The 12,619-nt window shown below is 69.4% G+C and carries 3 protein-coding genes and 2 pseudogenes; all 5 read right to left on the bottom strand.

Annotation, left to right across the window (positions count from 1 at the left end):
- Window positions 1-20: 20 nt before the first annotated feature.
- The 5 genes and pseudogenes from treY to treS all read right to left on the bottom strand — a co-directional run bounded on the left by treY (window position 21) and on the right by treS (window position 12,619).
- On the bottom strand, window positions 21-2,897 hold the full coding sequence (gene treY / locus GBA65_RS02930) for a malto-oligosyltrehalose synthase (RefSeq protein WP_166395298.1): 2,877 nt from the start codon (window positions 2,895-2,897) through the stop codon (window positions 21-23).
- Window positions 2,894-4,697, bottom strand: a pseudogene (gene treZ / locus GBA65_RS02925) (malto-oligosyltrehalose trehalohydrolase). The gene treY and the pseudogene treZ overlap by 4 nt, the downstream one beginning before the upstream one ends.
- A pseudogene (gene glgX / locus GBA65_RS26045) lies at window positions 4,694-6,853 on the bottom strand (glycogen debranching protein GlgX). The pseudogenes treZ and glgX overlap by 4 nt, the downstream one beginning before the upstream one ends.
- 172 nt (window positions 6,854-7,025) lie before the next feature.
- Window positions 7,026-9,212: a 1,4-alpha-glucan branching protein GlgB gene (gene glgB, locus GBA65_RS02910; protein WP_166395297.1), complete on the bottom strand. Its 2,187-nt coding sequence runs from the start codon at window positions 9,210-9,212 to the stop codon at window positions 7,026-7,028.
- Window positions 9,212-12,619 (bottom strand): maltose alpha-D-glucosyltransferase, encoded by a 3,408-nt coding sequence (treS, locus tag GBA65_RS02905; RefSeq protein WP_166395296.1) that lies wholly within the window; start codon window positions 12,617-12,619, stop codon window positions 9,212-9,214. The genes glgB and treS overlap by 1 nt, the downstream gene beginning before the upstream one ends.

The raw sequence follows: 12,619 nt of genomic DNA, 5'->3' as shown, positions 1-12,619 counted from the left end.
CGCCCTGGCCGGTGAGGTCTCTACCGGGAGGCTAGCAGGGCCACCGGGAAGCCGCGGAGAAGCTCGTCGGCGCGGACGGTCGAAGCGCCCTCCCGTTCCTCCACGGCCACGAGCTCCCCGGTCAGGACGTCCGTCAGGCCCGTCCCGGCGAGGCCCGCCGGGAGCTCGACGCTAATGCTGGCGAGGGACTCCGGCCGGAGGCGCAGGGCGCCGGAGTCGTCCGCGAGGGACGCGACGAGCCGGGGGGCGACGACGACGGCCGCCTCGTCCCCCAGGACGCGGGCGAAGGCGACGAGGTGGTCGGCCCCCTCCCCCGAGACCCCGAGCGGGACGTACTCCCCCTCCGAGAAGAGGGCCGGCCTCTCCCGCCTGAGCCCGAGGGCGCGCCAGGTGAGGTAGAGCTTCGGCCGGCCGTCCTGCCACTCGCCTTCTTCGAGCATGGAGGTCACGCCGTCCGCGAGGCCGGCGGGGTCCATCCCCTCCAGACCGTCGAGCAGCTTCTTCCTCATGCCGTAGTCGACGGGGCGGCGGTTGTCCGGGTCGACGAGGCTGAAGTCCCAGAGCTCGTTCCCCTGGTAGACGTCCGGGACGCCGGGGACGGTGAGCTTGAGGAGGGTCTGGGAGAGGCTGTTGAGGGCGCCGAGACGGGCTACCCCGCGGGCGAACGGCAGGAACTCCTGAAGGAAGAGGTCGTTCTCGGAGGGGGTGAGGAGAGCGTCGACGAAGTGGGAGATCGCCCCCTCGTACTCCTCGTTCGCGTTCGTCCACGAGGTGTGGGTTCCGGCCTCCTTTATCGCCTTCTCCATGTAGGCCCGGATGCGCCCGCGGAAGTCTTCGAGGCCCTCCTCATCGAGCCCGTCCAACCCTTCGAGGGGCCAGGCGCCGAGGAGGGTCGCGTAGAGGAGGTACTCGTCGTTGCGGCTCGGGGCGGGGTGGTCCTCGACCACGCGACGGCGCGTGCGGTTCGCCCTGCCCCACCGCAGGAGGTTCTCGCGCCAGAGAGAAGGCATCTCGGAGAGGACGTTGATCCTGGCCCGCACGTCCTCGCCGCGCTTGGTGTCGTGGGTGGAGGTCGAGAGCATCGCGCCCGGCCAGCGCCGCGCCCGCTCGGCGTTCTCTATGTGGAAGGCCGCGACCGAGACCCCGAAGCGCTCGGGCTCGCCGCCTACCTCGTTGAGGGAGGGGAGGCGGTTGTGGATGTACAGCGAGGTGTCCTCCATCCCCTTCGCCATCACCGGCCCCGTGTACTGCTGGAACTTCCCGACGAACGCCTCCACGGCCCGCCGGTACTCCGCGGGTCCCTCCTCCTCGAGCAGCAGGACCTCGTGCAGGAAGTCGTAGGAGCTCGTGTCCGGGGCGGTGGTCCTCTTCTTCGCGCTGCCCACGGCCCAGTCTATGTACCTCCGGTCGGCCTCGGAGACGTGCCCGGGCCTGACGTAGGTGCGGTAGATCGGGAACCGGGCGACGACCTCGGTGATGGTGTCGCGGACGACGTGGAGGGTGAAGTCGTACTGGCGGCGCCCGGCGAAGCCCTCGGCGATGCGCAGGAGCCGTCGGGAGAGGACGTTCAGCTCGCTCGCCAGCTCGTCGCGCATGGCGATCTTCTTGGAGGCGTAGAGCAGGTCCTCGAAGGTGGTGGCACGACCGGTGAAGCGCCGGTAGGCCCGGTCGATGCCCTCCTCGCCCGACGCGTCGACGAACAGGCCGTTCAGGAGGTTCATGAACTCGTAGCCGACCGTGCCGGAGACCGGCCAGTCCTCGGGGAGGCGCTCGTGGGCGGCCAGGATCTTCTCGACCACCACGTACGCCGGCGGCTCCCCCTCGCCCTTCCTCAGGGCCTCGGAGGCCGCGTCTTGCAGGTCCTCGAAGTAGCCCGCCGGGTCGTAGAGGCCGTCGGGGTGGTCTATGCGGAGGCCGTTTATCTTGCCGTCCCTCAGCAGGCCGAGGACGAGCTCGTGCGTGGCCTCGAAGACGGGCTGGTCCTCCTGCCGGATGCCGGCGAGGTCGTTTATGGCGAAGAACCTGCGGTAGTTGATCTCGTCGCTCGCCACCCGCCAGTACGCGAGCCGGTACGCCTGCTCCTCCAGGAGCCGGTGCAGCCCCTCGAAGCTCTCCGGCTCTCCGACGTTCCCGTTGAGCCCCTCGACGCGCCGCTCCACGGCGCCCAGGACCTCCGACGAGGACCCGCACAGGCGGGCGAGCCGGGCCTCGTTGACCGCCGAATCGCGCATCCTCTCCCCGACGCGCTCCTCGCCCGTCTCGTCCCGGCCGGGCAGGTTGCCGAAGGCGGTCGCGAGGCTCTCCAGCTCCATCGTCTCCGCCTCGCCCTCGGGGAGCGGCAGGCTCTCCAGGATCTCGGGGTACGTCTTCGGGTCGACGGGGAAGCGGTGATCGTAGAAGAAGACGGAGAAGGAGCCCTCGTCGCGGTCGAAGCGGAGCACGAGCTCGCCGTTCTCCAAAGTGGCGCGGTAGTGGTCGCCGAGGACGGGGAGCAAGACCTTGCCGCGGAGCTCGGGGCGGTTGATCGGGTACCAGTCTATGTCGAAGAAGGAGGCGTTCTCCGAGGCGGGGCCGTGCTCCAGCACGTCCGTCCAGCGCTCGTTCTCGCTCCCCACCCCGACGTGGTTCGGGACGATGTCCAGGACCTGACCCATCCCCCCTTCGTGCAGGGCGCGCACCATCTCCTCGTACTCCCCGGGCGTCCCGATCTCCGGGTTCAGCTCGTTGTGGTCCACGACGTCGTAGCCGTGGGTGCTGCCGGGGCGCGCCTTCGTGTACGGCGAGGAGTACAGGTCGCTCACCCCGAGCCTCGCGAGGTAAGGCGCGAGCCCCTTCACGTCCTCGAAGCGGAAACCGCCGCTGACCTGTACCCGGTAAGTCGCGCGCGGGACCCTCATCGCGCCCCCTCCGCCAGGTACCACGCGACGGACCACGGCGGCAGGGCGTCCCCCTGCAACGCGTCGTCCGTGGCGTACAGGAGCCCTCCGGCGGGCTTCTCGAAGCCCGTGCCGCGCTCGGGGCCGAGGTTCGCGAGAAGCGTGAGGGCCGAGCCGTCGCCGAGGGTCCAGCTCGCCTCCAGGCCGCGCTCGCCGACGAGTCGGAAGGTGCCCCCGCCCCGCGTCCCCGGGAGGCGCGGGACGATCTCGCGGGCGCGGAGCGCGAGGAGCTCCCGGTACGACTGAAGGGTCTCGGCGTGCCCGGCGCCCTCGCGCTCGTCCCACTTCAGGGAGGAGGCGCGGAAGGTACCTTCGGCGCCGGGGTCGGGGATGCGGTCGCGCGTCTCGGGGTCGGAGAACTCGGGGAACTTGGCGAACTCCGCGCGCCTGCCCTCCGTGACGAGGGGGGCGAGGTCGCCCTCGAAGTCGCAGAAGAACAGGAACGGGGTGGAGGCGGCCCACTCCTCGCCCATGAACAGCATCGGGACGTGAGGGGAGACGAGGTAGATCGCCGCCGCGGCCCTCACGGCCTCGCGCGGGGCGAGGGCGGAGATCCTGTCCCCAAAAGCCCTGTTGCCGACCTGATCGTGGTTCTGCAGAAACGAGACGAAGGCGGTCGGCGGGAGGTCCCCGCTCGGCTCGCCCCGAACCTCGCCCTTGTTGGGGGAGGTCTCCGCCTGGTACGCGAACCCCTCGGCGAGGCAGCGCGCGAGGCGCCCTACCGGGGCGTCGGCGTAGTCCGCGTAGTAGCTCGCGTCCTCTCCGGTAAGAACGACGTGCAGGGAGTTGTGGTAGTCGTCGTCCCACTGAGCGTCGTAGAGCGGGGCGCCGGCGCCCCGGGGCCTGAGGTACGAGGCGGTGTTGCCCTCGTTCTCCAAGACGAGGTGGACGTGGCGGCTCGCCCCGGGGCCGCTCCTAATGCGGCGGGAGAGCTCCTCGAGGAAGTGAGGCTCCGAATCGTCCTGGATCGCGTGTACCGCGTCGAACCTCAACCCGTCGAAGCGGTACTCCTCCAGCCAGTACAGGGCGTTGTGGGCGAAGAAGTCGCGGACGAAGGGGCTGCCCTCTCCGTCGTAGTTGATCGCGGCCCCCCACGGCGTCTCGTGGCGCTCCGTAAAGAAGCGTTTCGCGTAGGCGTAGAGGTAGTTTCCCTCCGGCCCGAAGTGGTTGTAGACGACGTCGAGAAAGACCTGCAAGCCCCTTCTGTGCGCCGCCTGGACGAGGCTCTTGAGCTCCTCGGGCGTGCCGTAGGAGGAGTCGGGGGCGTAGGACAGGACCCCGTCGTAGCCCCAGTTTCTGGCGCCGGGGAAGTCGGAGAGCGGCATGATCTGGACCGCCGTCACCCCGAGCCCGCGAGGTAGTCGAGCCGCGCCTCGGCCCCGGTGAAGGTGCCCTCGGGGCTGAACGTCCCGACGTGCAGCTCGTACAGGACGGTCTCCTCCCAGGGCCGCCCGCGCCAACCCTCGTCGTCCCACTCGAACCGTTCGGGTCCACGACCATGCTCGGCCCGTGCACGTCCTCGGGCTGGTACCTCGACGCGGGGTCGGGAACCTCCTGGTCCCGTCGATGCGGTAGCGGTACAGGTCGCCGTGCTCGGCCCCGGCCTCGACCTCGAAGAGGCCGTCCTCGCCCCCTTCATGGGGACGGTCTCGCCCCTCAGGACGAGCTCGACGCTCCCGCGTCCGGGGCCCACAGGGCGAAGCGGGCCCGGCCGTCGCCGAGGAGGTTCGCCCCGAAGGGCGTCTCGTGGCGGAACCTCACCCCTGCTCCCCATCCTTGCGGCGAGGGTGGCGCAGGAGGGCAAGGGAGCGGGCGGCGAGGGGGTACTCGTCGCCCGGCTTGTAGACGCCGTCGGGCTCCAGGCCCTCCTCGTGGCTCGTGTCGAGGGCGACGTTCCAGCGGAGGTCCTCGTGCTCCTCGGGCAGGGCGAACGGGATCGTCTCGTGGTGGGCGTTGAACAGGATCAGGAGGTCGTCGTCTTCGACCCCGACGAGGGAGCCGCCGAAGATCCTGAGCCCCAGGCAGCGGGCGAAGCCGGTGCTCCATTCCTCCGCGGTCATCTCCAGGCCCTTCGGGTCGAGCCACGTCACCTCCGGCTCGCCACCCTCCCCGCGCCCCTTGAAGAAGTGCCCGAGGCGGAGGGCGGGGTGCTCCTTGCGGAGGCCCATGATCCGGCGGGCGAAGAGGAGGAAGGCCTCGTCCTCCGGGGAGAGGTCCCACCGCGTCCAGGAGATCTCGTTGTCCTGGCAGTACGCGTTGTTGTTGCCGCCCTGCGTCCGTCCGACCTCGTCGCCGGCCAGGATCATGGGCACGCCCTGCGAGATGAGGAGCGTGGCGAGGATGTTGCGCCGCTGGCGGTCTCTCAAGGAGAGCACCTCGGGGTCTTCCGTCGGCCCCTCGACCCCGCAGTTCCAGGAGTCGTTGTTCGACTCGCCGTCGCGGTTCTCCTCGCCGTTGGCCATGTTGTGCTTCTCGTTGTACGAGACGAGGTCCTTGAGGGTGAAGCCGTCGTGGGCGGTGACGAAGTTGACGCTCGCCCACGGGGCCTGGCGTCCCCGGCCTCCCCGTACAGGTCGCTAGAGCCCGTGATCCTGGAGGCGAGCTCCCCCACCAACCCGCCCTCGCCCTTCCAGTAGGCGCGCACGTCGTCGCGGTACTTGCCGTTCCACTCCGAGAACGGCGCGGGGAAGCCGCCGACCTGATAGCCCCCTCCCCGACGTCCCAGGGCTCGGCGATGAGCTTGACCCCCTGCAGGACCGGGTCCTGGCGGACCGCCCGGGCGAAGCCGCCCGCGGGGTCGTAGTGGTGCTCCTCGCGCAGGAGCGTGGTCGCGAGGTCGAAGCGGAAGCCGTCGACGTGCATCTCCTCGACCCAGTAGCGCAGGGAGTCCATCACGAGCTGCATGACGCGCGGGTTGTGCAGGTCCAGGGAGTTGCCGGTCCCGGTGTAGTCCATGTAGTGGCGGGGGTCGCCCCCGACGAGCTTGTAGTAGCTCGCGTTGTCTATCCCGCGGAACGAGAGCGTGGGGCCGAGGTGGTTCCCCTCCGCGGTGTGGTTGTAGACGACGTCCAGGATCACCTCTATCCCCGCCTCGTGCATGCGCTTCACCATCGCCTTGAACTCGCCGACGGCATCCCCCGTCGCCGCGTACCGCCCCTCGGGGGCGAAGAAGCCTAGAGTGTTGTAGCCCCAGTAGTTCCTCATGCCTTCGTCCACGAGGTGCTTGTCGTCGACGAAGGCGTGTATCGGCAGCAGCTCTATCGCCGTCACGCCGAGGGAGGTGAGGTGCTCGATCATCGCGTCCGAGGCGAGGCCCGCGTAGGTGCCGCGAAGGGGCTCGGGCACCCCTGGATGGAGCGCCGTGATGCCCTTGACGTGGGCCTCGTAGATCACGGACCCCTCCATCGGCGTGCGCGGCGCGCGGTCGTCCCCCCAGGAGAACGACCCTTCGACGACCCTCGCCTTGGGGACGCTCGCGGCGTTATCCTCCTCGTCCGGGACGAGGTCGTCCTCCCGAGCTTGTAGCCGAAGTGGGCCCCTCCCAGTCGACGGTGCCGGAGATCTCCCTGGCGTAAGGGTCTAGGAGCAGCTTGTTGGGGTTGAAGCGGTGCCCGGCCTCGGGGTCGTAGGCCCCGAGACGCGGTAGCCGTACTCCTGGCCCGGCCCGACGCCCGGCAGGTAGAGGTGCCACACCCCCTCGGTCTTCTCCCCAACGGAGACGCGCTCCTCCCGGGCGTCGCGTGCCCCGAGGCGTCGCCGAGGGAGCCCTCCGGGGCCCCGAAGAGGCAGAGCTCGACCCCCATGGCGTTCTGCGAGAACAGGGCGAAGTTCGTCCCCGACCCATCCCAGGTCGCGCCGAGCGGGTACGGTGAGCCGGGCAGGACCGGTCTGTTCGAGATGGAGCCGTTGGGGGACATTGTTTCCTTTCTGTGGAGCCGGTCCGTTGGCACGCCTCCGGCATACGGTTCTCGTGTTTGGACGTGCAACGGTCTATTCGTCACCATGGGCGCTACGCCGCGTAGCGGCCGCCGCGCGTGGTGGGTGGAGCCCGCCCCGCTCGCCTCCGGAGCCGGCGGGACGGCGGGCCGGCTAGCTCGCCGGCCTCAAGATTATCGTCGATAAAGGCGGCAGCGTCAGCGAGAGGGAGAAGTCCCGCCCCTGCGCCGGAACGGCCTCGGCCGAGAGGTTGCCGCCGTTGCCGACGCCGCTCCCGCCGTAGGCCTCCCGGTCCGTGTTGAGGACCTCGCCGTAGGAGCCCCCGCCGGGGACGCCGACCCTGTAGTCCTCGCGGACGACGGGGGTCATGTTGCAGACGACGATCGCGTGGTCCTCGCCGTCGCGGCTCCGCCTGAGGAACGCGAAGACGCTCCTCTCGCTGTCCCCGCCCTCGACCCACTCGAAGCCGGCCGGCTCGAAGTCGACCTCGTGGAGCGCAGGCGTCGTCTTGTAGAGCCCGTTCAGGTCGCGGACGAGGTCGCGGACGCCCGCGTGGTAGCGGCCGTCGAGGAGGTGCCAGTCGAGGCCGGTGTCGTGGTTCCACTCCCGCTCCTGGGCGAACTCGCCGCCCATGAACAGGAGCTCCTTCCCCGGGTGGCCGTACATGAAGCCGTAGTAGGCGCGCAGGTTGGCGAACTTCTGCCACTCGTCGCCGGGCATCTTGCGGATGAGGGAGCCCTTGCCGTGCACCACCTCGTCGTGCGAGAGCGGGAGGACGAAGTTCTCGTTGAACGCGTAGACGAGCCCGAAGGTGAGCTTGTCGTGGTGGTGACGGCGGTTGATCGGGTCCTCGCTCATGTAGTCGAGGGTGTCGTGCATCCAACCCATGTTCCACTTGTAGCCGAACCCGAGGCCCCCCGCGTAGACCGGGCCCGAGACCTGCGGCCACGCGGTCGACTCCTCGGCGTACGTCTGGGTCTCGGCGTGCTCGGCGTAGACCGTCTCGTTGAGGCGCTTGAGGAAGGCGACGGCCTCGAGGTCCTCGTTGCCGCCGAACTCGTTCGGGACCCACTGGCCCTCCTCGCGCGAGTAGTCGAGGTAGAGCATGGAGGCGACGGCGTCGACCCTGAGACCGTCGATGTGGTACTCCGACAGCCAGAACAGGGCGTTCGCGAGGAGGTAGTTCTGGACCTCGCGGCGGCCGAAGTTGAAGACCAGGGTCCCCCAGTCGGCGTGGCGGCCGCGCCGCGGGTCGGCGTGCTCGTAGAGGTGGGTGCCGTCGAAGAAGGCCAGGCCGTGCGGGTCTTCCGGGAAGTGGGCCGGGACCCAGTCCATGATCACGCCTATGCCGGCCCTGTGGAAGGAGTCGACGAGGTTCTTGAAGTCGTCCGGCGAGCCGTAGCGGCTCGTCGGGGCGTAGAGCCCGAGGGGCTGGTAGCCCCACGAGCCGTCGAAGGGGTACTCCGTCGGCGGCAGAAACTCGACGTGCGTGTAGCCCATCTCCGAGACGTAGGAGACGAGCTCGTCGGCGAGTTGATCGTAGGTGAAATACGTCCCGTCCTCGTTGCGCCGCCACGAGCCGAGGTGGACCTCGTAGATCGCGATAGGCGCGTCGTGGGCGTTCCTTCTGAGCCGGTTCTCCATCCACTCGGCGTCGCCCCACGAGTAGCTCGACGCGTCGTGGACGACGGAGGCGGTCCCCGGGAGCCCCTCCGCCCTCGTGCCGAACGGGTCGGCCTTGAGGGGCATGAAGTTGCCGGTCGGGCCCTTGATCTCGTACTTGTAGCTCTCGCCCCCGCCGATGCCGGGGACGAAGATCTCCCAGACCCCGACCGAGTGGTGCTTGCGCATGACGTGCCGGCGCCCGTCCCACCCGTTGAAGTGACCGACGACGGAGACGCGGCTCGCGTTCGGCGCCCAGACGGTGAACAGGACGCCGCGCACGCCCTCGATCTCCCGGACGTGCGCCCCCATCCACTCGTAGAGGCCGAGGTGGTTCCCCTCGCCGAAGAGGTACAGGTCGTAGTCGCTCACGGCCGAGGGGAAGCGGTACGCATCCTCGAACTCCCACTCGCCCCCGTCGTTCCTGGCGCGCAGCTTGTACGCCACCCGCCCCTCTGTCGCGACGGGGCCCGCGAAGAGCCCCTCAGCGCCCGCGGGTTCAAGCTCGCCTAAAGGGCGCCCGTCCTCGGCGACCACCGAGACGGAGCGGGCGCCGGGGACGAAGGCCCGCACCACCAGGTTGCCCTCGCCCTCCTCGTGCATCCCGAGAAACGAGAACGGGTCCGGGTGTTCGCCCCTCGTCACGGCGCGCGCCGCCGCCTCCTGCGCGTGCTCCATCAGACCTCCTCGATCTTCTGCTTCTCGGTCCCGCTCCCGGGGTCGTCGGGGTGGTGCCCCCGCAACAGGTCCAGGATGCCCCTCACCGGGATGGGGAGCCAGTCCGGCCGGTTGTCCAGCTCGTAGCGGACCTCGTAGAGGGCCTTCTCCAGCGTGAAGAGCTCGATGAGCGCCTCCGCCTGCTCGGGGTCCTCGGGGTAGGACGAGGAGCCGGCGGCCCCGCCCTGGTAGCCCTCCAGGAAGGCGTCCCGGGTGCCCTTCTCCCAGTCCTTGATCCACCGCTCCATGCTCTCGGTGTGGTCCAGGCGCTCGATGCTCACGTCGTTGAACGCGGCGTAGGCGGCGTAGTTGAACGAGCGGAGCATCCCGGCGACGTCGCGCATCGGCGAGTGCTTGGCCCTGCGCTCCCCCATCGGACGGCCCGGCTCCCCCTCGAAATCTATAATCTGGAAGTCGTTGTTCGAGACGAGGACCTGCCCGAGGTGGTAGTCGCCGTGGTGGCGCGTCTTCACGGTCTCGACGTCGAGGCCGGAGATCTCCGAGAGGCGGCCCATAAGCTCCTCGCGCCGCCCGAGCAGCTCGTCGACCTCCCCCGTGAGCTCACCGGGGAGCGCGTCCCTGCGGCTCCGGAGGACCTCCAGGGTCTCGTCCGCCTCGCGGCGGACCCCCTCCGTCCAGCTCCGAAACTCCTCCGCCGAGACGGGCTCCGGCGAGAACGCCGGGTCGTCGTTCGGGGTGGCGAAGGCCTTGTGAAGCTCACCGGTACGGTAACCAAGGGTGCGCATCAGGCCGAGAAAGAAGGCGTCCGTCTCCTCCCCCTCCTCGCCCGCGTCCTCGTCCGGGGTCCACGGCGAGATCAGGCGGTCCTCCAGGTACAGCGCGAGCCGGTCGAGGACGTAGGACCAGCCGTCGCCCTGGTTCGGGACGAAGCCCTGGAGGATCGCCAGCGTCGTCTCGCCGCTCGGACCGTGGTACTCGACGGCGCCCGCGAGCGGCGGGGTATGCTCGAAGCGCGCGACCTCGGTCAGGAAGCGTCCGACCTCGAGCTCCGGGTTGATGCCGCGCCGGAGCCTCCGGTACAGCTTGGCGACGAGCCTCTCGCCGAAGACGATCGAGGTGTTGCTCTGCTCCACCCCCGAGCGCCTCACGGAGAGCGCCTCCACCCCGTCCTCCCCGACAATCTCGTCGAGGACGGCGGTCTTGGTGAACCGGATCTCCCCGCGCTCCGTCGTGACCCGCTCCTCGTCGCTCATCGCCCGCAAGAGGTAGCGGCAGAAGTCGTCGTCGGCGACGGCGTCGTGCAGCACGCCGACCCTGGCCCTGCGCCTGAGCTTCGCGACGGCGTAGGGGGCGAGCGGCGCGTAGACGTCCTCCCTGCCCTCCTCCCACGTCGCCGCGAGCGGCAGGGCGTAGAGCTGCCCCTCCCGGCCGTCCTCGCCGGCGAGGCCGACCTCCAGGAGGGCCAGGATCCGGTTGTCCATCTCCACGATCTCGGAGACCTCGATCTTCTCGACCTTCTCGCCCTTGGCGGCGAACCATCGCCGCGCCCCGAGGAACGCCGGCAGCGCGTCCTTCTCGAGCTGGGCGAGCTGGCGCTTGCCGAGGCGGAGGAGCGCGCCGTTGGGCGCGACCTCGCGCCCGGCCGGGAGCACCACGACGGGCGGCTCGGGCAGCGCCGGGGGGGCCTCCTGGTGCCACCTCGGCGCCTGGGCCTCCGTCGCCAGCCGGAACCAGTAGAACGAGTGCCCGGGCAAGGTCAGGAGGTACGGGAAGCCGGCCTCGCCGATGGGCGGGAAGCTCGCCCCGCCCATGAGCTCGACCGGGACCCTCCCGCGGAAGCGCGAGAGGTCAAGCTCGACGGGCTGGGCCGAGCGCGACAGGTTCGCGACGCACAGGATCGTGTCGTCCTCGTGCTCCCTGATGTACGCGAGCACCTTGCGGTTGCCGGGGTGAAGGAACTCCAGCGTCCCCCGGCCGAAGGCCTTGTGGGCCTTTCTGACCGCGATGATGCGCCTCATCCAGTTCAAGAGCGAACCCGTGTTGCGCGCCTGGGCCTCCACGTTCACCGACTGGAAACCGTAGACGGGGTCCATGATCGGGGGGAGGTAGAGCCGGGCGGGCTCGGCGCGCGAGAACCCGGCGTTGCGGTCCCCGGTCCACTGCATCGGGGTGCGCACCGTGTCCCGGTCGCCGAGGAAGACGTTGTCCCCCATCCCGAGCTCGTCCCCGTAGTACAGGACCGGGGTGCCCGGCATGCTCAAGAGCAGGCTGTTCAACAGCTCTATGCGGGGCCGGTCGTTCTCCATGAGCGGGGCGAGGCGGCGGCGGATGCCGATGTTGATGCGCATCTGCGGGTCGGCGGCGTACGTCTGGTACATGTAGTCCCGCTCGCGGTCCGTGACCATCTCCAGCGTAAGCTCGTCGTGGTTGCGGAGGAAGATCGCCCACTGCGCCGCGTCCGGGATGTCCGGGGTCTGGTGCATGATCTCGACGATGGGGTGGCGGTCCTCCTGCGCGACGGCCATGTATATCCGGGGCATCAGCGGGAAGTGGAACGCCATGTGGCACTCGTCCCCGTCCCCGAAGTACGGCAGGACGTCCTCGGGCCACTGGTTCGCCTCGGCGATAAAGATCCTGTCGCGGTAGCGCTCGTCCATCTCGGCGCGCATCCTCTTCAAGACCTCGTGCGTCTCGGGGAGGTTCTCGTTGTCCGTCCCCTCGCGCTCTATAAGGTAGGGGATCGCGTCGAGCCGTAGCCCGTCCACGCCCGCGTCGAGCCAGAAGCGCATGACGTTCATGACCGCCTTGAAGACCTGCGGGTTGTCGTGGTTGAGGTCGGGCTGGTGGCTGAAGAAGCGGTGCCAGTAGTACTGGCCGGCCTCCTCGTCCCAGGTCCAGTTGGAGGCCTCGGTGTCGGTGAAGATGATGCGGGTGCCCTCGTACTTTTTGTACGTGTCGCTCCACACGTAGAAGTTGCGCCGCGCCGAGCCCTTGGGGGCCTGGCGCGCCCGGCGGAACCACGGGTGGGCGTCCGAGGTGTGGTTTATGACGAGCTCGGTTATGACCTTGAGGCCGAGGGCGTGGGCCTTCTTCACGAACTGGCGGAAGTCCCGCTTCGTGCCGTAGTCGGGGTGGACGTTCTTGTACTCGGAGATGTCGTAGCCGTCGTCGCGCATCGGGGACGGGTAGAACGGCATCACCCAGACCGCCGTCGCCCCGAGGTCCTTTATGTACTCCAGGCGCTCGGTGAGGCCCTTGAAGTCGCCGATGCCGTCGTTGTCCGAGTCGAAGAACGCCTTGACGTGGAGATGGTAGATGATGGCGTCCTTGTACCAGAGCGCCTCCTCGCGGGGCTCCTCCGGCGCCCCTTCCGCCGGGGCGCCTCCGTTCCTCTCCAGTTGGGTCAT

Origin of the sequence: Rubrobacter marinus (assembly GCF_011492965.1) — a bacterium.
Lineage (GTDB): Bacteria > Actinomycetota > Rubrobacteria > Rubrobacterales > Rubrobacteraceae > Rubrobacter_F > Rubrobacter_F marinus.
This window is presented reverse-complemented; position numbering and strand designations above follow the sequence as displayed.